General features: G+C 37.9%; 19 protein-coding genes. 17 read left to right on the forward strand and 2 right to left on the reverse strand.

The annotated features are described in order from the left end of the window. Positions 1–145 precede the first annotated feature (145 nt). The 13 genes from ACQKN2_RS02925 (at position 146) to lpdA (ending at position 17,309) form a co-directional block, all read left to right on the forward strand. Positions 146–715 (forward strand): manganese efflux pump, encoded by a 570-nt coding sequence (locus ACQKN2_RS02925; RefSeq protein ID WP_427413619.1) that lies wholly within the window; start codon positions 146–148, stop codon positions 713–715. Positions 716–1,009: 294 nt separating this feature from the next. Further along, positions 1,010–1,537, forward strand: coding sequence for a YceI family protein (locus ACQKN2_RS02930; protein WP_427413620.1), 528 nt, complete (start codon positions 1,010–1,012; stop codon positions 1,535–1,537). Positions 1,538–1,686: 149 nt separating this feature from the next. Further along, positions 1,687–2,613 (forward strand): NAD-dependent epimerase/dehydratase family protein, encoded by a 927-nt coding sequence (locus ACQKN2_RS02935; protein WP_427413621.1) that lies wholly within the window; start codon positions 1,687–1,689, stop codon positions 2,611–2,613. Positions 2,614–2,873: 260 nt separating this feature from the next. Then, on the forward strand, positions 2,874–3,185 hold the full coding sequence (locus ACQKN2_RS02940) for an ArsR/SmtB family transcription factor (RefSeq protein ID WP_387079579.1): 312 nt from the start codon (positions 2,874–2,876) through the stop codon (positions 3,183–3,185). A gap of 299 nt (positions 3,186–3,484) precedes the next feature. After that, complete coding sequence (locus ACQKN2_RS02945; protein ID WP_427413622.1) at positions 3,485–4,657, forward strand: MFS transporter; 1,173 nt, start codon at positions 3,485–3,487, stop codon at positions 4,655–4,657. A 350-nt stretch (positions 4,658–5,007) separates the two neighbouring features. Continuing rightward, complete coding sequence (locus tag ACQKN2_RS02950) at positions 5,008–6,285, forward strand: AAA family ATPase (RefSeq protein ID WP_427413623.1); 1,278 nt, start codon at positions 5,008–5,010, stop codon at positions 6,283–6,285. Beyond that, complete coding sequence (locus ACQKN2_RS02955) at positions 6,282–6,857, forward strand: RloB family protein (protein ID WP_376071517.1); 576 nt, start codon at positions 6,282–6,284, stop codon at positions 6,855–6,857. The genes ACQKN2_RS02950 and ACQKN2_RS02955 overlap by 4 nt, the downstream gene beginning before the upstream one ends. Positions 6,858–7,420: 563 nt before the next feature. Next, on the forward strand, positions 7,421–9,064 hold the full coding sequence (locus ACQKN2_RS02960) for a glycerol-3-phosphate dehydrogenase/oxidase (RefSeq protein WP_427413624.1): 1,644 nt from the start codon (positions 7,421–7,423) through the stop codon (positions 9,062–9,064). A gap of 57 nt (positions 9,065–9,121) precedes the next feature. Then, positions 9,122–9,685: a glycerol-3-phosphate responsive antiterminator gene (locus tag ACQKN2_RS02965; RefSeq protein WP_427413625.1), complete on the forward strand. Its 564-nt coding sequence runs from the start codon at positions 9,122–9,124 to the stop codon at positions 9,683–9,685. 156 nt (positions 9,686–9,841) lie between these two features. Continuing rightward, on the forward strand, positions 9,842–10,645 hold the full coding sequence (locus ACQKN2_RS02970) for an MIP/aquaporin family protein (RefSeq protein WP_427413626.1): 804 nt from the start codon (positions 9,842–9,844) through the stop codon (positions 10,643–10,645). A 145-nt stretch (positions 10,646–10,790) separates the two neighbouring features. Continuing rightward, the gene (gene glpK / locus ACQKN2_RS02975) at positions 10,791–12,287 is read left to right on the forward strand and encodes a glycerol kinase GlpK (RefSeq protein ID WP_427413627.1); all 1,497 of its coding nucleotides are present in this window, start codon (positions 10,791–10,793) and stop codon (positions 12,285–12,287) included. A gap of 335 nt (positions 12,288–12,622) precedes the next feature. After that, entirely contained in the window at positions 12,623–14,704 is a 2,082-nt protein-coding gene (locus ACQKN2_RS02980) for a catalase (RefSeq protein ID WP_427413628.1), read from the forward strand. Positions 14,705–15,971: 1,267 nt separating this feature from the next. After that, positions 15,972–17,309: a dihydrolipoyl dehydrogenase gene (lpdA, locus tag ACQKN2_RS02985; RefSeq protein ID WP_427413629.1), complete on the forward strand. Its 1,338-nt coding sequence runs from the start codon at positions 15,972–15,974 to the stop codon at positions 17,307–17,309. A 135-nt stretch (positions 17,310–17,444) separates the two neighbouring features. Here the strand turns inward: lpdA and ACQKN2_RS02990 are convergent, their stop codons facing one another. Then, complete coding sequence (locus ACQKN2_RS02990; protein WP_427413630.1) at positions 17,445–17,636, reverse strand: hypothetical protein; 192 nt, start codon at positions 17,634–17,636, stop codon at positions 17,445–17,447. Between the two features lie 363 nt (positions 17,637–17,999). Between ACQKN2_RS02990 and ACQKN2_RS02995 the strand changes: the two genes are divergently transcribed. Genes ACQKN2_RS02995 through ssuE form a run of 3 tightly spaced genes read left to right on the forward strand, consistent with a single transcriptional unit; the run spans position 18,000 to position 20,596 of the window. Then, positions 18,000–19,046 carry an LLM class flavin-dependent oxidoreductase gene (locus tag ACQKN2_RS02995; RefSeq protein ID WP_427413631.1) on the forward strand — a complete coding sequence of 349 codons (1,047 nt, stop codon included), beginning with the start codon at positions 18,000–18,002 and terminating at the stop codon, positions 19,044–19,046. Between the two features lie 11 nt (positions 19,047–19,057). Then, positions 19,058–20,017 carry an ATP-grasp domain-containing protein gene (locus ACQKN2_RS03000; RefSeq protein ID WP_427413632.1) on the forward strand — a complete coding sequence of 320 codons (960 nt, stop codon included), beginning with the start codon at positions 19,058–19,060 and terminating at the stop codon, positions 20,015–20,017. A gap of 45 nt (positions 20,018–20,062) precedes the next feature. Next, entirely contained in the window at positions 20,063–20,596 is a 534-nt protein-coding gene (ssuE, locus tag ACQKN2_RS03005; protein ID WP_427413633.1) for an NADPH-dependent FMN reductase, read from the forward strand. Between the two features lie 246 nt (positions 20,597–20,842). On the opposite strand, the gene ACQKN2_RS03010 is transcribed toward ssuE, so the two are convergent. Next, positions 20,843–20,998, reverse strand: a complete 156-nt coding sequence (locus tag ACQKN2_RS03010) for a hypothetical protein (RefSeq protein WP_427413634.1) — start codon at positions 20,996–20,998, stop codon at positions 20,843–20,845. Positions 20,999–21,206: 208 nt separating this feature from the next. Here ACQKN2_RS03010 and ACQKN2_RS03015 point away from each other — a divergent pair, with 208 nt between their 5' ends. Continuing rightward, on the forward strand, positions 21,207–22,595 hold the full coding sequence (locus ACQKN2_RS03015; protein ID WP_427413635.1) for an aldehyde dehydrogenase: 1,389 nt from the start codon (positions 21,207–21,209) through the stop codon (positions 22,593–22,595). Positions 22,596–22,829: the final 234 nt, after the last annotated feature.

Genomic DNA, 22,829 nt, shown 5'->3' on the forward strand with positions numbered 1-22,829 from the left:
GACGTTGAATACGGTTATTCTTATGTCTCCCGCGGGTAATCCCATTTCCTCCGTAAGCAATTCCATTCAAAGTATGAATGAACAAAAATTTTTTCCCTTCATATCATATGTGAGAATGGATTTTACGTTATTGAGGAGGAAAGGAATGCATTGGATAGCCATCATTCTTATTGGGATAGCTGCCAACTTAGATAATTTAGGAATTGGTCTCGCTTATGGTATTAAGCGAGTAAAAATACCCATATTATCCAATGCGGTTATTGCCCTTATTTCAATGATCGTCACGTACGTTGCAGTTACAGCTGGGAGCGTAGTTATTAAATTTGTCTCTCCAGATTTTGCGAATTTAATAGGAAGTCTTTTGCTTTGTGTTATAGGGATATGGACTTTATTATCTAGTCGCTTTTCTAAACAAGGAATATTAGAAAACCCTGAAGTATTTGATGAAGATAAAAATTATATCATTTCATTTCGCGAAGCAATGACGCTCGGCTTTGTCTTATCAGCCAACTGTTTAGCAGGCGGAATAGCACTTGGAGCCAATGGTATTTCTGCAATATGGACAGTTATTTCTATCGGTGTCTTTTCGTTCATAACAGTAGGTGCTGGTGTTCACTTTGGCGCTTTGCTGACAAAGACTTTCATAGGAAAATACTCAACCGCTATTTCAGGATGGTTACTTATTCTTATAGGGATCATTGAAATAATTTCTTAAACATTACGGAATTTCAGAGCGTGGGAGTCCTGCATCTATCGTACACAATCTTCGAATGGCATCATCGATTTAAAAAGTTTAAAAATAACTTGACGTAAGTAAATTATTAATATATAGTAGGTTACATAAAGTAATCAATTACTTTTCGTAACTATTTATAACTAGAAGTACGAAAGAAGTAACTACAAATGTTTATCCCTTAAATTTTGGGGGAACATAATGAATGTAGTTACTTCATATTTTAACATATATCTCGAAATCGAGATAAAAATAATTTAATTGGAGGAATTTAAAATGGCAAAATGGAATATTGATTTAGGACACTCAGCAATTAACTTTCAAGTAAAGCATATGATGGTATCAAAAGTAAAAGGTGTATTCGATACTTATTCAGCAAATATTGAAGCGGCAGATCTTGCAGATTTAACAACAGCAAACATTAGCTTTACAATTGATGCAGCTAGCATTAACACACGTAGTGAAGATCGTGATAATCACTTAAAAGCAGCAGATTTCTTCGATGCTGAAAAATATCCAACAATCACATTCAAATCAACAAACATTACAAAAAAATCGGATGATGAATATGCGATTACAGGTGATTTAACAATTAAAGACGTAACGAAATCAGTAACATTTGATACTGAATTTAATGGAAAAGGTACAAATCCATGGGGCCAAGAAGTTTATGGCTTTGAATCTGCAACAACAATCAATCGTGAGGAATTTGGATTAACTTGGAATGCGGCATTAGAAACTGGCGGTGTTCTAGTTGGTAAAGACATCAAAATTACAGTTGAACTGGAAGTAAACCCAGCTTAATGTTGTAAAATGTGCTCGATACATATCGGGCACATTTTTTTATATCTACATGAAAAATTCTTCCAAAAAATAACACAATGAATAGGTTGCTTGCATAATTTTAGTAATTACTGCATATAAAACATCATATTGTTTTTGGGGGCGATGGGATGAATGTATTAGTGACAGGTGGATATGGTTTTATTGGTAGTGCAGTGGCAAGGCGTTTTTTTAAAGAAGGTGCAAATGTTTATATTATTGATAATTTAAGTACAGGCCATTTACGTAATGTCGACTTTGAGCATAAATCTTATCTTTTGAATGTGGAAGATGAAGTTTGTGAGCATCTCTTTAAAGAAGCGTCATTTGATGTGGTCATCCATTGTGCAGCGCAAACGAGTGTCCAAAAATCGATCCAAGAGCCAGTGAAGGATGTTTTATCGAATATTGTAGGGCTTAGTCAGATGCTCTTCTTATCGTCAAAATATAAGGTAAAGCATTTCGTTTTTGCCTCGTCGGCAGCTGTTTATGGAGATAGTCACTATCCTCCAATAGAAGAAACAGATGTTAGTGAACCGATTTCGATGTATGGATTAAACAAAAGTATTGGTGAGACATATTGCGAGAAATGGCAAAAAGATTACCGTTTACCAACATTAATTTATAGATTTGCTAATGTATTCGGTCCAAGACAACGAATGCAGGGCGAAGCAGCGGTTATTCCTTGCATGCTAAGAAGCAGTATAGAAGGAAAGGCATTTACAATTTATGGAGATGGAGAGCAAACTCGAGATTTCATATATGTAGAGGACATTGCGGATGCTATTTATGCCGGTGTACAGGCTAGACTACAAGGCACTTATAATGTATCAACGAATGAGGCATGGTCGATTCATCAAGTCATTTTATTATTGCAGCATTTAAATCATCCTTTAGAAATTCAATATGCTCCTGCGAGAGAGGGAGATATTGAGCATTCGTTTTTAAATAATGAAAAGTTAGCGAAGGCAATTGGATGGAGGCCAAAAATTTCTTTTGCGGAAGGTATAGAGCGTACATTGCAAGCGTTACAAGATGAAAAGATAGTAGAAATTTAATTAGAAGAGTCATTTTTATTCATTCAACGCCAAGGAAGCTAGGAACCTTGGCGTTGAGTTTTTATTTACATAACGGAAACTGTATTTAAAATTTCTTGAAGCGCTTGTTTTACCTGTTCGACTAATAGTTACAGGATAGAGAGCGCTAAGTAATACTAACACACAGTAATAATTCAAAGGTTAAGACTATGAATTTTCCGAATAAACTAATAACATTAAGCTGCGTTTACAAATCTATAAAAATAGATATAATGAATTTTATGGAACCTTCACAAATCTATAAAGCATTATCAAACGATACAAGACGTCAAATATTATTATGGTTAAAGAATCCAGAGGAATTTTTTGATGAAAAACTTTATTTACAACAAGGGATTAGTTTTCAAGTTGGAGTATGTGTAAGAGATATTCAATTAAAAGCAGGTCTGGCTCAATCGGTTATTTCTAATTATTTATTAACTATGCAACAGGCTGGATTATTACAATCCGAGCGTATTGGAAAGTGGACTTATTATCGTAGGAATGAGAAAACTATACAAGAATTTCGAGAGTACGTTCAAAAAGAATTATAAAGTGAAGCTTTAATCAGTTGGGGGTTTTCTTTATCCTCACTGATTATTAGTCTTCATCAATTGGGCTCTTACGGGTAGTTAATCTTCAACCTAACTTCCTTTGCTTTCGTTACAGATAAATTCTGCCAGTTAATGCGGGATAAATAGAAAGGAGGATCTATTTTTTTGGTTCAACATATCTAATTATACGTATATATAGAATTATGTATTTGAAGAAATGTGATTTCTCACCTATCAATTTTTGTAACAATGCTCAACTATTTTTTATTAAATCTATTTAAGATTGGAGATTTTTATTAATGCGAAAAGTAAACCCTTTACTTATTTTTATACTAGCAATTGGTGTATTTGGAATTATTACAACTGAAATGAGTATTGTCGGAGTATTACCACAAATAGCTCAAAAATTTGAGGTTTCAACCGCACAAGCAGGTTTTTTAGTGAGTATATTTGCTCTAGTTGTTGCCATCTCTGGGCCATTTTTAATATTACTTGTGTCTGGGATTAATCGTAAGCTACTTTTATTAACAACAATATTTATATTTGCTATTTCTAATGTTTTTTATGCTTATACGACACATTTTGAAGTTATGCTTATTTTTCGTATCATACCAGCGGCACTTCACCCTCTATTCTTTTCAATAGCTCTTGTAACTGCAGCTAATCTTGTTCCTCCAGAAAAAAGCAGTCAAGCAGTTACCAAAGTTTTCATGGGAATTACGGTCGGCTTTGCTTTAGGTGTACCATTAACTTCTTATCTGGCAGAACAGTTTTCATTAGAAATTGCTTTCTTATTTGGAGCGATCGTAAATGCTGTAGCCTTTATAGGAATTTTAATTTTGCTACCTTCTATGCCAGTTAAAGAAAAAATGTCTTTTGGCAAGCAAGTCGGCATATTACGAAAAATAGAATTATGGTTAAATATAGGAACTGTTGTATTTATTTTTGCAGCCATGTTTTCGGTATACAGTTATTTTGCTGAATACCTTTCAAAAGTCACTCACATGAATGGATCCTTGATTAGTATTATGTTGCTAATATTTGGTGTAATTATGATTTTAGGTAATTCTTTATTTGGAGTTCTTTTACAAAGAAATATGTTGAAAACTGTAATATCATTTCCGGTACTATATTTATTTGTTTACTTATTCGTTTATTATTTAGGTTCTTATTTCGTTCCAATGATTTTTATAGTATTCATTTGGGGAATGGTACATTCCGGCGGTTTAATCGTTAGTCAGGCATGGTTAATAAGTGAAGCTAAAGAAGCCCCTGAATTTGGTAATAGTCTATTTGTTTCATTTTCAAATCTTGGAATTACTTTTGGAACATCTTTTGGAGGTTGGTTTATTTCTCAATTAGGAATTCATCAACTTATTTGGAGCGGCATTATTTTTTCACTACTTTCTTTTGTATTGATATTAATAAAAATAAAACTCTTCAACTCTAGTATTTCATCGCCATCAAATTAAAATAACTGTGAGACCCATTACAGAGCGAATAGAGGGACTGCTAAGAACTTCACATAAACGCCTGAGTGATCAACATCGTGCTGTTGTTGTTGCTGACGCTTCGCTTTCGCACAGATAAAACCGTGTTGCTGACGCTTCGCTTTCGCACGGACAAAACCGTTTGCTACTACGTTTCACTACGCTTTCGCACAAAAAAACATTTGTTGGCCTAAAGCCTCCGGACGATTACGCCAAGGCGAAATGGATGCTGCATTTAATTAGTATTATTCTGAGTAATATGTCTTTTTTCGCGACTATAGTATAATAATTGTTTAAAGTAATGTTGTGGAATTGAACGGGGGCTTACAAATATGCTAGTAGATTTTAGAGTGAAAAATTGCCTGAGTTATAAAGATGAAACACTATTTTCAATGGTAGCGGGAAGCCGTATTCGTAAATTAAAGGACACACATACGATGAAATTTGACTCGTTTCGCCTTGTAAAAAGTGCCTTTATTTTCGGACCAAATGGAAGCGGAAAATCGAACTTATTCACGGCTATTAAAATTTTACGTTCTTTATTGTTTAACTTTGAAAATCTTAATAATGTTAAACAACTACGCTTGCCCTACCAGCCGTTTAAGCTAGGAGGTCAGCAAGAGAAACCGACAGAATTTATGATTTCATTATTCCTAGATGGGGTACTGTACGATTATGAGGTACAATATAATGCCTCACAGGTACTATATGAATGCCTAACTAAAACGACAAAATCCTTGAAAGAGCAGCTCTTTAATAGACAATGGGATGGAACAGAATATTTGTATGAATCTGCTGAAAGCACAGCGTTAGAACTGACAAAATATACGCGTAATAATACAGCGTTCTTATCAGTATTAAATGTCTTTAATGACCCAGATGCTACGAAAATATTTGATTGGTTTTTACATAAAATACTGTTTTTAGATGAAGCAAATCGGTTATCAAGTCATCCACTTATTCGTAAACTTGAAGAGGAGTCCTTTAAAAAAGAAGTGATGAAGTTACTAAAGATTGCAGATTTTTCTATTCAAGATGTGACGGCAAGACGCGTTGAGCGTAGAGAGAAAAATACGATTGGCTATGATTTTGACACGCCAGAGGTTATTCAAGAAGTGGATATCGATTTGCACTATTTATCGTTCGATGAAGCAGGTGCGCCGATTGGGACAAAGACAATTAATTGGACGATGGATTCAAAGGGAACAGTCCGTATGCTGCATTTAGCATGTGTCATTGTAGATGCATACAATAAGGGGAAGACTATTTTTATAGATGAATTTGATACTGCATTTCATGTATCCATCTGCGAATTTTTAATGGCCATTATGAACAGTAAGCGTAACGTTACGAATCAATTTGTTGTCACAAGTCATGAAATAGATTTATTAGATCAGCCACTACGTTCCGATCAAATATGGTTTGTGAATAAAAGCTTTAAAAATGAATCCGAGTTATACTCCTTATTTGATTTTGCAGATTTGCAGAAGAAACGTGGAGATATTTCCTATGCCAAGCGTTACTTAAAGGGAGAATTTGGGGCTACACCGGTTATTAATGAATATTTATCCGATCAATACTTAAAAGAAGTGGAGGTATTCAAGCAGTGAGAGTACGTCAACAAGGGAATCGAACACTGCGTAAAACTATTTTAATTTATTGTGAAGGTGAAACCGAACGCATTTATTTTGAGCAACTGCGTATTTTAAAGCGCTCCAAAATGGTAAGTGTCAAAATAAAAAACGTTAAGCGTTCGGCTATTAAGCTTGCCCAGCATGCCTATCGAGATTCAAGCTATCAATATTTTGATGAGGTTTGGATTGTTTTTGATAAGGATGATTTAACCGAAAAGCAATTAGAGGAAGTGAATGACTTTTGTGAGGAGAATAATATTCATATTGCCTATTCAAATGAAGCGTTCGAATTATGGCTACTGTTGCATTTTGAAGAGGTCGATATGTCTGAAAAGTATCCTCGTGCAGTATTAAATGACAAGATGGAGCAGCATCTTGGAATAACACGTTATTTTCGTCATAAAGCGGATGAGTCAGTCATTGCACCTATCGCACTTCGACATGAGGTTGCTATAAAAAATTGCACTGATATGATGGCACTTCGCAAGACAGAAAGCCGTGATAATCCTTATTGCAACATACATGAAATGATACAATACATATTTTAATGCCGATCAGCGGATTTTCTGTCATTTGATGGATAATCCGCTATTTTTATATCTCATCACAAAAAGTGAGAATAACAATTATTAAAAGTATGACATATATTATGTTGATTGGAGTGTAGACTGGACGCCCCCAGGAAAGCGCCCAGTCGGAACGGAAATCAACCCCACGTTTTGATGAATAATCTAATAGTCTATTTTATAGTTTTTTATGGAAAATGGATGTGAATCTTTTCAATGCGACGATTACAACTAAGATTTATTTATCCTCCACTCAAAAATGAAGATAAATAAATTTTTCGTATTTGGGAATAATATCTGAAGCCATGACAATTGAACAGTACATATGACACGTCCTTAAACCTATAAATGACTGAAAAGTGTACGTTGTATTCGTAATTTTTTAGACTATCTAACTTGCCTTTTCATTCTAGACACATTACAATGAAATTAAGTTAATATATCAGGTTTGAGCGATTGAGAGACCATTAAAAACATATGTACATTTTGTACATGTGCTTTTAATGGTCTCTTTTTTTCGCTCTAAATAAGGAGGAATTTTTATTATGAGCACAGCTTCAGCTATACAACGTCAACAAACGATAGAAGAATTACAAAGTAAAGAATACGATTTATTGGTGATCGGTGGCGGTATTACAGGTTGTGGTATTGCACTTGATGCAATTGCTCGTGGACTATCTGTAGCGTTAGTTGAAATGCAAGACTTCGCCGCTGGGACTTCTAGTCGTTCGACAAAGTTAGTGCACGGTGGACTTCGTTATTTAAAACAATTTGAAATAAAAGAGGTTGCAGAATTAGGGAAAGAGCGTGCGATCGTTTATGAAAATGGACCACATGTAACAACGCCGGTTTGGATGTTACTTCCATTCCATAAAGGAGGCACATTCGGTAAATTCTCAACGAATGTTGGCTTACGTGTCTATGATTTTTTAGCAGGGGTTAAACGTTCTGAGCGTCGATATATGTTAAATCCTGCAAAAACAATGGAAAAAGAACCTTTGGTCAAAGCTGAGGAATTACGTGGCGGTGGTGTATATGTAGAATATCGTACAGATGATGCACGTCTGACAGTCGAAGTTGCCAAAGCTGCCATCGACAAAGGCGCTACACTCATTAACTATACAAAGGCAGAAAACTTTTTATACAGTGACCAAAAGAAAATTAATGGTATCGTAGCACAAGATTTAATTGCCCATAACGCATTTAATATTCGTGCCAAAAAAGTAGTAAATGCTGCAGGTCCATGGGTAGATGAAGTTCGTACTATCGAAGGAAAACAACATGGTAAGCACTTAATTTTATCAAAAGGTGTGCATATCGTTTTTGATGAATCTAAATTCCCACTACGTCAGGCTGTCTATTTTGATACACCTGATGGTCGTATGGTGTTTGCGATTCCTCGAAATGGGAAAACGTATGTTGGAACGACAGATACATTTTACGAAGGCGATGCGCGTGAAATGAATATCCATCAAGAAGATCGTGATTATATTATGAAGGCTATTCATTACATGTTCCCAAAAGTTAAAGTCATTGATGCAGATATCGAATCAAGCTGGGCAGGTGTTCGTCCATTAATTCATGAGGAAGGTAAAAATCCATCTGAAATTTCGCGTAAGGACGAAGTATGGGAATCAGCTTCAGGTCTTGTGACAATCGCTGGCGGTAAATTAACAGGGTATCGTAAAATGGCTGAAACAGTTTTAAATAAGATTGCACAAGATTTAGAGCAACGCTTTGGCATTACATCAAAACCATGTCATACAAAGAATATTCAAATATCTGGTGGAGATGTTGGGGGCTCCCAAAACTTAGATGCCTTCGTGTCAAAACGAACAAAAATAGGTGTCGAAATCGGATTATCGGAAGAGGAAGCAAAACATTTAGCCCATCATTACGGTTCTAATGTGGACACTGTTTTTGAATATGCTAAAGAAAAGCATCCTGTTTTACCGCAAGGGCTATATGCTCAGCTACTGTATGGTATTCATCATGAAATGGCTGTTCATCCAAATGACTTTATGATTCGTCGTACAGCATATATGTTCTTTAACATCGCCCTTGTCATACAGTATAAAGATGCGATATTAGATGAAATGGCAAAACAATTACAGTGGTCTCCTGAACAACGTACACAATATGAAAAAGATTTAAATTTAGAAATAACAAGAGCTACAACTGCATTATAATAAAAATGAAGGTCGTCTTAATGGCGACCTGATTCTTTTAAATAAAGGGGAAATCAAATGAATTTCAATAATCAACAAATTATTCCCGCTGCACGAACAGTAAAGCAATTTGATGAAATATTAAATAGTCGATTCGAATACATTGTTCTATTAGAAGTGCATATTAGTTTGCTCATGTCAATAAAACGAGAGGCGGATCGGAACGGTAAGAAATTAATTATTCATGCAGATTTAATTCATGGCTTAAAAACGGATAACTTTGCAGCTGATTTTTTATGCAATGATATCCGTCCGGCAGGAATAATTTCCACGCGTTCTAATATGTTAATAAAAGCAAAAGCTCGTGGGATTATTGCTATTCAGCGTGTCTTTTTAATTGATACGATCGCGCTTGAAAAAAGCTTTTCAATGATTGAATCAGCAAAGCCAGATTATATTGAATTATTACCAGGTATCATTCCTTCTATGATTTCAGAAGTGCACCAGCGTACGAAAATCCCTGTTATTACAGGTGGGCTAGTCCGCACTGCTGAAAGTATAGAGGAAGCGTTATCAGCTGGAGCAGTAGCGATTACGACATCCAATAAGAAATTGTGGGAAAATTTCCAAAAATCTTGTTGACTATGTATATTATTTTCTCTACAATGTACATAAGTTAAAAAGCGCGTGGTTAGGAAAAGGAACCCACATTTATTCATCTGCATTGAAACGTGCAGTTTGTTTAAGTGTGGGTTTATTTTTTTGCTAAGTGTACTATTACAAAGGGGGGCTTTTTGTATGTCAACATTTACAGCTGAACTTGTCGGCACGATGATTCTTATTTTATTCGGTGGTGGCGTTGTTGCAGGCGTATCACTGCACAAATCGAAAGGTTTTGGCGGAGGATGGGTAGTGATTACATTCGCTTGGGGTCTAGCTGTGGCTATGGCTGCATATGCTGTTGGTGGTATTAGTGGGGCTCATTTAAATCCTGCTTTAACAATCGCGCTTGCTACAATCGGTAATTTCCCATGGGAAGACGTACCTACTTACATTGCCGCACAATTGATTGGTGCATTTTTAGGTGGGGTACTCGTTTATTTTATGTATCTACCACATTGGAAGGGTACGAAAGATCCGGAAGCGAAACTAGCTGTATTTTCTACAATGCCAGCTATTAAACATCCATTATCAAATTTAATTTCAGAAATGATTGGTACATTTATTCTTGTTTTAGGTATTCTAGCATTAGGAACAAATACAATTACGGATGGCTTAAATCCATTTCTAGTTGGTATGTTAATTGTAGTCATCGGGATGGCATTAGGAGGTCCTACTGGTTATGCAATTAACCCTGCGCGTGACTTAGGTCCACGTATTGCGCACTTTTTCTTACCAATACCAGGTAAACGTGACTCAGGGTGGTCATACGCATGGGTTCCAGTTGTAGGTCCAATTATCGGTGGTACATTTGGTGCTCTATTTTTCCAACAAGTTTTTGAGGGAGAAAATAGCATAGCCTTTTGGGTATTAGCTATTATCGTAGTTATTATTTTTATCAGTGCTCAAATGACAGTGAAAAATATTAAAAGTGAAGAGTAAATCAATTATGCCTCGGCATAATTAAGTCCGGAATCGGCATTGTGCCTATTTGGACACCGTTGAAAAGCCGCATTCATCTCACTACTTACCTGAGGTGGGAGACTTCGGCTGAAAGAAATTAAAAGAATATTTGGAGGTATGTCCGATGTCAGAAAAAAAATATATTTTAGCTTTAGACCAAGGTACAACAAGCTCACGCGCTATTTTGTTTGATGAAAAAGGGAGCATTCTCCACGTTGCACAACAAGAATTTCCGCAATATTTCCCACAATCCGGATGGGTTGAACATCATGCAGAAGAAATTTGGTCATCTATTCTTTCTTGTATCGCCACAGTGCTTTCTGCAAAAAATATTGAATCAAACCAAATTGCTGGGATCGGTATTACAAACCAACGCGAAACAACTGTTGTTTGGGATAAACATTCAGGGAAACCAATTTATAATGCGATTGTCTGGCAATCACGCCAAACGAACGCTATTTGTGAGGAACTGAAAGAAAACGGTTACAATGACTTATTCCGTGATAAAACAGGTTTATTAATCGATGCCTACTTCTCAGGTACAAAAGTAAAATGGATTTTAGACAATGTTGAAGGTGCTCGTGAAAAAGCTGAAGCAGGCGATTTATTATTCGGTACAATTGATACTTGGTTAATTTGGAAATTAACAGGTGGTAAAGTCCATGTTACAGATTATTCAAATGCCTCTCGTACATTAATGTACAACATTTATGATTTAAAGTGGGATGAAGAAATTTTAGACATTTTAGGCGTTCCTGCTGCTATGCTTCCTGAGGTTCGTCCTTCTTCTGAAGTGTATGGCTATACGGAGGAAGCTCTGTTCTTCGGCTCTGCTGTTCCAATTGCAGGCGCTGCAGGTGATCAACAAGCTGCACTATTCGGTCAGGCTTGTTTCGAAGAAGGTATGGTTAAAAACACTTACGGTACGGGCTGCTTTATGTTGATGAATACTGGTGAAAAGGCAGTAAAATCAGAGAATGGCTTATTAACTACGCTTGCATGGGGCTTAGATGGCAAAGTAACTTACGCTTTAGAAGGAAGCATTTTCGTAGCTGGTTCTGCGATTCAGTGGTTACGTGATGGCTTACGAATGTTCCGCTCTGCTTCAGAATCTGAGCAATATGCTGCACGTGTGGAGTCGAGTGATGGTGTTTACGTCGTTCCTGCATTCGTTGGTCTAGGGACACCTTATTGGGATTCTGATGTACGAGGCGCAGTCTTCGGTTTAACGCGCGGTACTTCTAAAGAACATTTCGTACGTGCAACATTAGAATCATTAGCTTATCAAACAAAAGACGTACTCGGTGCAATGGAAGTGGATGCCAATATTCCACTAACGAAATTACGTGTAGATGGTGGTGCTGTTGCCAACAACTTCTTAATGCAATTCCAATCAGATTTATTAAATGTTCCTGTTGATCGTCCGGTCATTAACGAAACAACAGCTTTAGGTGCTGCGTATTTAGCAGGTTTAGCAGTTGGCTTCTGGAACTCAACAGATGAAATTAGTAAGTATTGGAATTTAAATCGTCAATTCACACCTAATATGGATGATTCTCATCGTGAAGAAATCTATGCAGGGTGGAAAAAAGCTGTGGCAGCTGCTCAAGCGTTTAAATAATAAAGATAGCTGAATAGTGATAAAAAAACCTTGATAGGCTGATTTGAAGCGGATCCAAGTTGTTAGACAAAATCTAACTGTGGGCCACTTCATTGGCCAATCAAGGTTTTGTTTAGTTTGAAATTTAACGATTACGGTAATCTTTTAGAATCAGCAGTTAGAGCTCTTTCCATGTTGAAAATGATAGAAAGAAGATTACTACAAATAAGGGGCTGAAAATTTCATATTTTGTCGTAAATTAAGCGAAAATTGATAAAGTTCTTCCAAATCAACACCTTGAAGCATGTTTATTCCAGACAATCATATAGTATATATTGAGAATTATGAGTCTTGGAATGAAAGGGGATTGCGTGGATAAATCTAAGTCGAATCAGGGCAAAAATTTAGACGAGAATGCGAAGGATCAGCAGCTAGAGCCGTTTCGTGTCGATAATGAAGGAAAAAAGATGACGACGAATCAGGGGTTAAAAGTTTCGAATGATGAGAATTCGTTGAAGGCTGGCGTTCGTGGGCCAACCATTATGGAGGATTTTCACTTTCGAGAAAAAATGACGCATTTTGATCATGAACGTATTCCAGAGCGTGTTGTCCATGCGAGGGGCTTTGCAGCACATGGAGAATTTGAGCTGTATGAATCGATGGGGGAATATACTAAAGCAAGATTTTTACAGGACCCTAATAAGAAAACACCTGTATTTGTCAGATTCTCAACCGTAGTTGGAAGCTTAGGATCGATGGATACTGCACGTGATGTTCGTGGTTTTGCGACGAAGTTTTACACGGATGAAGGCAATTATGATTTAGTTGGAAATAATATACCTGTCTTTTTTATTCAGGATGCCATTAAGTTTCCTGATTTAATTCATGCGGTAAAGCCTGAGCCTCATAATGAAATGCCGCAAGCAGCCTCAGCACACGATACGTTTTGGGATTTTGTGGCGAACAATCAGGAAATTGCGCACATGATTATGTGGCATATGTCGGATCGAGCAATACCTAGAAGTTTTCGAATGATGGAAGGATTCGGTGTTCATACTTTCCGTTTCGTCAATGATAAAGGAAAGTCGAGATTTGTGAAATTTCATTGGAAGCCTGTGTTAGGTGTTCATTCACTCGTTTGGGATGAAGCGCAAATTATTGGTGGAAAGGATTCTGATTTCCAGCGGCGTGATTTGTGGGAATCAATTGAAATTGGTGATTTTCCTGAATATGAGCTTGGTATACAGATGCTTGAGCCAGAGGATGAATTTAAATTTGATTTTGATATTTTAGATGCAACAAAGCTTTGGCCAGAAGAGATAGTGCCAGTTAAAAAGATTGGAAAAATGACCTTGAATCGTAATGTAGATAATGTTTTCGCAGAAACAGAGCAAGTCGCCTTCCATCCAGGAAATGTTGTGCCAGGCATAGATTTTACAAACGATCCACTTTTGCAGGGTCGGCTGTTTTCTTATTTAGATACACAGCTAATACGTCTAGGGGGACCAAACTTTTCAGAAATACCGATTAACCGACCCGTTTGTCCAATTCATAATAATCAGCGCAATGGCTTTAGTCGACAAACTATTAATATAGGAAAAGTGAGTTATCATAAAAATTCCTTGGCCAATAATTCACCGTCAACATCAACGGCAAGAGAAGGTGGCTTTGTCCATTATGAAGAAAAGGTTGAAGGACGTATCACACGAGCACGTAGTAAATCGTTTGATGATCATTTCTCACAGGCAAGGCTGTTTTGGAATAGTATGTCACCTCCTGAAAAACAACATATCATTGATGCCTTTAGTTTTGAGGTAGGGAAGGTGAAAAGTAAGTCCGTTCGCCAACAAGTAGTTGATATGTTTGTCCGTGTTGATAAAGCAATGGCAACGACTGTGGCCGATAATATTGGTGTTAATCGTCCAAAAGGAGAGCAGGTAAATGTCACGCTATCTTCACCTGCACTTAGTCAGGCTAATACAATAAAAATGCCACAAACACTTAAAGTAGGCGTGCTACTAGGTGATGGGTTTGATGCAAATGAAGTTGGAGAAATACTGAAGTATTTAACAAGACAGGGTGTGCGATACAGTATTATTTCCGACAGATTAGGGGTTGTTACTAGTAGTGATGGTGTTCAGTTAACAGCAAGTGACACATTTATAACTACAGATGCGGTACTATTTGATTCGTTATATGTTGTCGGCGTAAGAGCAAAAAATCAGGCAAAGTTCAATTCTCATATTGTCAATTATATCAATGAAGCGTATAGACATTACAAACCAATTGGTATTGCTACATCTGGAACGACATTTTTTAATATGTCCAATGCCAATGTAGGGCCAGGTATTGTGTTGGCCACTGGCGACAAAGACTTCGCTAAAAAATTTGTCAACGCTATAGCTCAACAACGGTTTTGGGAACGGAATATTTATTAACTAACGTTATTTTGCTCGCGGGCATAGGGGAATACCCGCGGAAGCAGGGAAAATACCCGCGGAAGCAGGGAGAATACCCGCGGAAGCAGAGTGAATACCCGCGGAACAGGGAGAATACCCGCGGAAGCAGGGGAAATACCCGCGGAAGCAGGGGAAATACCCGCGGGCAGAGCGAATACCCGCGGAAGCAGGGCGAATACCCGCGGGCAGAGTGAATACCCGCGGAAGCAGGGGGAATACCCGCGGAAGCAGGGCGAATACCCGCGGAAGCAGGGAGAATACACGCGGAAGCAGGGAGAATACCCGCGGAAGCAGGGGGAATACCCGCGGAAGCAGGGGAAATACCCGCGGGCAGAGCGAATACCCGCGGAAGCAGGGGAAATACCCGCGGGCAGAGCGAATACCCGCGGAAGCAGGGCGAATACCCGCGGAAGCAGGGAGAATACCCGCGGAAGCAGGGGAAATACCCGCGGAAGCAGGGGAAATACCCGCGGGCAGAGCGAATACCCGCGGAAGCAGAGTGAATACCCGCGGAAGCAGGGAGAATACCCGCGGAAGTAGGGGGAATACCCGCGGAAGCAGGGGGAATACCCGCGGGCAGGGCGAATACCCGCGGAAGCGGAGTGAATACCCGCGGAAGCAGAGAGAATACCCGCGGAAGCAGGGGGAATACCCGCGGAAGCAGGGGGAATACCCGCGGAAGCAGAGTGAATACCCGCGGAACAGGGAGAATACCCGCGGAAGCAGGGGAAATACCCGCGGAAGCAGGGAGAATACCCGCGGGCAGAGTGAATACCCGCGGAAGCAGGGAGAATACCCGCGGAAGCGGAGTGAATACCCGCGGAAGCAGAGAGAATACCCGCGGAAGCAGAGAGAATACCCGCGGAAGCAGGGGGAATACCCGCGGAAGCAGGGGGAATACCCGCGGAAGCAGGGGGAATACCCGCGGGCAGAGTGAATACCCGCGGAAGCACATGGAATACCGTGATAAGAATACTTATAAATTAAAAATCTCTCATTGTTCTATTAAGAATAATGAGAGATTTTTTTGCTTTTTGTACGTTAAATTCAATTGTTGCGGATGGTTATACTCCGTTTTATGTTCATTCGGGTCTTCTGTGTAAAAGTCATCGCTCCCTTTTACAATAAAATGTCCTTTTATTTTACCGTAGCTGAAGTAGACGAAATGTTACTAAATTTACTGTAACATTTATGGCATTGCATTCAAATTTTGTAAATGCTATGGTGGTAAATGAGGTGATTTTTCGTGGAAAAATTTGATATTGCAATTATTGGTGCAGGCCCTGGGGGCTATGTAGCAGCTATTCATGCAGCAAAAAGTGGCAAGAAGGTCGCTTTAGTAGAGCGCGATAAAGTAGGGGGGGCCTGCTATAATGTTGGCTGTATTCCTTCGAAAATTTTGTTGGAGCATAGTAAGCTCATTCAAGAAATAAACCGTGGTAATGACTGGGGTATTGAAACCCCTACAATCAATGTGAATTTTCCACGATTGATGAAACGTAAGGATGCTATTATTGACGAGCTTTTAACGAATATTGAGGGTTATATTTTGAGCAATCACATTACCTTTTATCGAGGAGAAGCGGCAGTATCTAATGACTTGACTGTAACAGTTGATAATGAGGCGTTCACAGCAACGGATGTTATTTTAGCAACCGGAAGTAAACCATTTGTACCACCATTTGAAGGTTTAGAAACGTCTTCCTATTATACAACGGATACATTTTTTGATCTTGAAGAACTGCCAAAGCAATTAACAATTATCGGTGGTGGTGTTATTGCAGTCGAGATGGCATTTAGCTTAGCACCACTTGGAACAAAGGTGACGATGCTAAATCATAGTGAAGATATTTTACAGACGGAAGAGTCAGATGCGCGACCATTTATTCGTGAACAGATGAAAAAGCTTGGTATTGAGCTTGTGATGGATTTCCAATTTAAGCATTTTAATGGCAATGAGATTCATACCTCTAAAGGAATTTATACATATGAAAATCTTTTGTTTGCAACAGGTCGACGCCCAAATACAGAAATAGCTCAGCAGCTTGGTCTAGCATTCGATGGTCGATTGATTGCTGTCAATGAGCATCTTGAAACGAGTCAGCCACATATTTATGCGATAGGTGACTTAGTTGGAGGTTACCAGCTAGCTCATTCAGCGAGTGCAGAGGGAATTCATGTTGTGGACCATATTTTAGGGAATAAGCCGGCACTGATTGATCAAACTTCGATTCCGCGCTGTGTTTATACACATCCTGAAATTGCGACATTTGGTTTACTGGAAGAGCAGGTGGAAGAACCTTATACGGTTACTCAAATGCCTTTACATACAAACCCTAAGGCATTAATGGAAGGAAATACAGTGGGCTTTATAAAGCTTATTGCGACGAAAGAGGAAGGACGTATTTTAGGTGCTTGCGTTGTTGCTGATGGGGCAACAGAAATGTTAAATGCTATTTTAGCTACTAAAAATGCTGGTGGCACTGCCCAAACTCTCGCAAATATGATTTTCCCACATCCTACAGTATCAGAGCATATAGGGGATGCTGCCAAAGCTATTTTTGATAAAGCCATTCATCAATAAAGATTTCGAAAACTACATTCATCAGCGGAAGGCTATCCTTCTCGTTGGGGGAATGTAGTTTTTTCTTTTCATTAAAGTATCCATAACAAAACTGTTAAGCCTAATATAATTAACCCAAATAAAAAGGAGAGATTTTTAAAAATAACAATATGATACTTTTTCGGAAATTAATAATACAACAGCTAATACCAAATCAATTAAAAAGTATGTTTTAACCCCTCCCGAAAAATCGACATCTTCTTCGTACTTTTTAAAAGCAATATAAAAAGCGTTCCCAGCAAAAAATAATAAAATTAATGTGCATACAAACAGCATTAATTGATTCATACAATAACATCTCTCCTAATGAAATATCGTGTTCAGCTGCACAATAAGGGCTTCAAAGCCTTCTTTGAAGCGAGTTGCTCTCATGTCATTGCTCCAATAAAGGGTCGTCTGCCCAAATGTTTGTTCTTATGCTGACTATAATAAGTATTCGTACAGGCTTCAAATAACAAAATTTACCTTTAACAGAGTTATCTAAAAATTCTATTGACTTTGCGTTTTGTTATGGTATGTTAATTCTATAAGAATACTTGGTTTTAATTGAATGGCTTCTTTTTATCTAACGGATATCCCGCGACCTAAAACATAGAAGCTTTTTTTATCTTTATGCAGTGAAATTTCATAGGGACTTGAGGAGGATGGAATATGAGATTAGGATTTTGGTTACCGATTTTCGGAGGATGGTTACGTAATGTAGAAAATGAGAATATGCCTGCGACATTTGATTATGCAAAACAGGTTATTCAAACAGGAGAAAAACTGGGCTTTGATGCGACGCTTATTGCCGAGCTATATTTAAATGATATTAAGGGCGTGAATGCTGATGCGCTTGAGGCGTGGTCAACCGCAGCAGCTTTAGCAGCAGTTACTGAAAAGATTGAAATATTGGCTGCAGTTCGGCCTGGCTATCATAATCCAGCAGTGATGGCAAAAGTAGCCGCAAATATTGATCAAATCGCTAATGGTCGTTTTACTTTAAATGTAGTTTCAGCTTGGTGGGAAGAAGAAGCCAAGCAATATGGTGGTTATTTTACAGAGCATGGAGAACGTTATGACCGCTCAGAAGAATTTATTGAGGTTTTAAAAGGTTTATGGACAGAAGAAACGTTCAGTTATGATGGTAAATATTACAAAATAGAAAATGCGCATTTATCTCCTAAGCCAGTCCGAAAACCATACCCAAGACTATACGCAGGTGGGGAAAGTGAGCGCGGTAAAGAGGCAATTACAAAGTCATGCGACGCCTATGTGATGCATGGTGGAACAGTAGAGGAAGTTGGGGCTAAAATTCAGGAAATGCTTGCCCGTCGAAAAGCAATTGGAAAAGGACCTTTCGAAACTTTCGGGATGGCTGCATATGTCATTGTGCGTGACTCAGAAGAAGAAGCACTTGCTGAACTAGCCCGAATTACCAATGTGGAGGATACAGCAGGATATGCAGGCTTTAATGATTTCACGAGTAAATCAAAGTTAGAGCAACAAATTACATTACAGGATTACTCAGTTTCAAACAGAGGGCTAAGACCGAATTTAGTAGGTACACCTCAACAAGTGGCAGAGCGCATTTTAGCTTATGAAGAAGTGGGAGTAAATCTCTTGCTTCTACAATTCTCCCCACACCTAGAGGAAATGGAACGTTTTGCAAGAGATGTTATGCCTTTAGTGAAAATAAAATCAGCCATCATACAGTAAGGAGTGATACCATGACTGCAAAAATTTATATTATTCATGAAAATGATGAGTGGACAATTCATTTAACAAATCGTTTAGAGGAACAAAACCTACCCTATGAGGTTTGGCATTTGGCGAAAGGATTGATTGACCTATCAAAAGAGCCACCACAAGGAATTTTTTATAGTCGTATGAGTGCTTCATCACATACGAGGGGGCATGCATTTGCACCTGAACTAACGGAGGCAGTGCTCGCCTGGCTAGAGTATCATGGCCGTCCTGTTTTTAATGGAAGCCGTGCTCTAAGATTAGAAGTAAGTAAGGTCAATCAATATTGTGCACTTGAAGCTGTTGGCATTCAAACACCTAAAACGATAGCGACAGTTGGTAAATCGCAGCTAATAGAAGCGGCAAGAACAATTGGTACAACACCATTTATTACGAAGCATAATCGAGCAGGAAAAGGACTTGGGGTACAACTATTTCATTCAGTTGAAGCGCTAGAAGCATATGTAAATAGTGATACTTTTGAGTTACCTATAGATGGTATTACGCTTATTCAGCAATATATTAAATCTCCTGATTCTTATATAACTCGATGTGAATTTGTAGGTGGTAAATTTTTGTATGCAGTTCGTGTTGATACATCTGAGGGCTTTGAACTCTGTCCGGCTGATAGCTGTCAAATAGTGGATCAATTTTGCCCGGTAGGTGAAACAGCAACTAAGAAATCAAAATTTCAAATTATAGACAGTTTTTCAGAGGAGCTTATAAAGCGTTATGAAGAATTTTTAGAGCAAAATAAAGTAAGTGTCGCTGGGATTGAGTCGATTATCGATAAAGAAGGTACTATTTTTACATATGACGTGAATACCAACACAAACTATAATGCAGAAGCTGAAAAAGCAGTAGGGATATACGGCATGTTAGCTGTGGCGAATTATTTAGGTGCTACATTACGTCAATATGAAAAGACATTGAATTTTGCGTAGGGTATGGATTGTATTGTAATAACTATGTATAGGGGCGTGGTAAATTTGATAAAAGCAGTTATTATTAATGGCAGTAATTCGAGAAATTCACGTGTGACGGCTATTCATGATAAGGTGGAAAACCACTTAAAAGTACAAGGAATAGCGGTACACACAAATTATGTACATGAACTGCCAGCTGAGGACTTAATTACGGCTAATTTTGCAAGTGAGGCCATCATTTCAGAAAATAATCAAGTTGAAGAAGCAGATATTATCGTACTTTTGACGCCTATTTATAAAGCTTCGTATTCAGGAATTCTAAAAACTTATTTAGATTTGCTGCCGCAAAAAGCATTGCATGGAAAGATCATCTTACCAATTGCTGTAGGTGGCTCTATTGGACATTTACTCGCATTAGAATATGCATTAAAACCAATTTTAGCTGTATTAGGGGCTACGAATATTGCGCATTCTGTCTATATTGTTGATAAACAAATTATTCGACTTGAAGATGGAAGCTTTGCCATCGAGGAAGAAGCAATTAACCGACTTGATGTAGAATTAAAACAATTACAGCAAAATGTATTAGTAAACTGAAAAAACATTCTGAGGAGTCGCCCTTAGTTGATAAAAACTGAAATTATTTCGATAAAAGCTAAAGTTATTCTGATAAAACGAGAAATTATTCCGATAAAAGTTAAAATTGTTCCGATAAAATGAGATTTTGTTCCGATAAATCTTCAAAGAATTCATCACAATATGACATCCACAACTTTTGATGATGAGACGTGAAGTACAAAATAGCGCATTATAGGAAATAACCTCTCCTATAACGCGCTATTTTTAATTAGCTTCAGGTTCTTCTTTTTTCTCAATCGATGCTGTAGAGAGATATAAGAAAGCCTCGTCTTGCAATAGCAATATTTTATCTTCACAAATACCATGCGCTAATGGTCCAGAAAAAATAGACTCCCACCAAGTTCCTGTTGTTGTTGTCATTCATCTACGCCCCCGTTTCAATTTTCAATATGTAGTTGAAAATTTCCAAAAATCACAAGACCGTCTACAGTTCTAACTTATTCTTTACACATCCCCCAATTTAGAAAGAGGAATTTTGGTTGTCAATGTTGTATCGTATAGACAAAGATAGTTTGTTTCGAAATGAAAAAACTATGTATGCCATTTTAAAAAAAGGGGTGCTTTTATTATGAATTTTACGACACAAGATGTAGAAAATATGATTACAGAGCAACGTCAATTTTATTTTTCTCGAGCGACGAAGAGTACTAAATTTCGAAAAGAGCAGTTACTAAAACTGAAGAAAACGATTTTAAAATATGAAAAAGAGATTTTGAATGCTCTATATTTAGATTTACGAAAAAGTGAGTTTGAGGCATATGCAACAGAAATTGGCATTGTTTTAGATAGTATTTCTTATATGGTAAAGCATGTTGAAGAGTGGATGAAACCTGAATCTGTAAAAACACCGATTCAATACCAGATGGGAAAAAGCTTTATTGTAAGAGAGCCATATGGCGTAACATTAATCATTGGTCCGTTCAATTATCCATTCCAGCTTGTCATGGAGCCATTAATCGGTGCAATTGTTGGTGGTAATACGGCTATTGTAAAACCATCAGAAACATCTGTGCATACAGCAGCAATCGTTAAAAAAATAATTGAAGAAACATTTAGTCCTTCATACGTGCGTGTAGTGGAAGGAGAGAAAGAAGAAGTGACGGCACTTACTCATGCGTCCTTTGACTATATATTTTTTACAGGGAGCGTGGCAGTCGGAAAAGTTGTAGCAAAGGCAGCAGCGGAACGATTAACACCAATTGCCCTCGAGCTTGGCGGGAAAAGTCCTGCAATTGTCGATCAAACAGCCAATTTAGAAGTAGCGGCTAAAAGAATTGCATGGGGTAAATTCACAAATACTGGACAAACTTGTGTAGCACCAGATTATGTCCTTGTCCATAAAGACGTCTATGACCGATTTATGAAAATATTGAAAGCAACTATTCGTTCCTTCTATGGTAAAAGTGCGAAAAAAAGCCCTGACTACGGCCGTATTGTCAATCTAAGACAATTTGATCGCTTACAGCAAATTATTGTAGAAGAACGTGATGCCATTACATTTGGTGGTAGAACAGATCGTGATGATTTGTATATGGAGCCTACCATTATTGAATATGTGAAATGGTCAAGTCCTTCGATGCAGGATGAACTATTTGGTCCAATTTTACCTGTGATGATGTATGATGATTTACCGCTTGCCATTCACCAAATTCGTCAGTTGCCAAAACCTTTAGCGGCGTATTTTTTCTCCGAGCATGAGAAAGCTATCCAGTACTTTTTAGAGGAATTACCATTTGGTGGGGGCTGTGTAAATGATACGATTACACATGTTGGAAATTTACATTTGCCATTTGGCGGTGTCGGGTCATCAGGGGTAAAAGCATATCACGGGAAGGCAAGTTTTGAGAACTTTACACATCCCAAATCAATATTAAAAAAATCTTCTAAGCTAGAGACGAATGTTCTCTTTCCTCCTTATAAACAAAAGGTTAAGCTTGTGCGAACTATAATGAAATAGTAAAAGGAGGTGTCGAATCATTAAAGGTTCTTGACACCTCACTTTTTTAGGTATCGGAAGGAGTTTTTAGGCTAACTAACCTACATCGGTAAAAACGCCATGAACAGTGGCAATACCGAAATGACCGACATCGTGTCGGCTCTCACGCAGGCCTAAGAACCACGCCGATTCCTTACCAATTATGCCAAGGCATAATTAATTGATACAAGCTCTCCAAAATATATCTTCCAACAT

Source organism: Lysinibacillus sp. NPDC093688 (assembly GCF_050280145.1).
In the GTDB taxonomy this organism is placed as follows: Bacteria; Bacillota; Bacilli; order Bacillales_A; family Planococcaceae; genus Lysinibacillus; species Lysinibacillus xylanilyticus_B.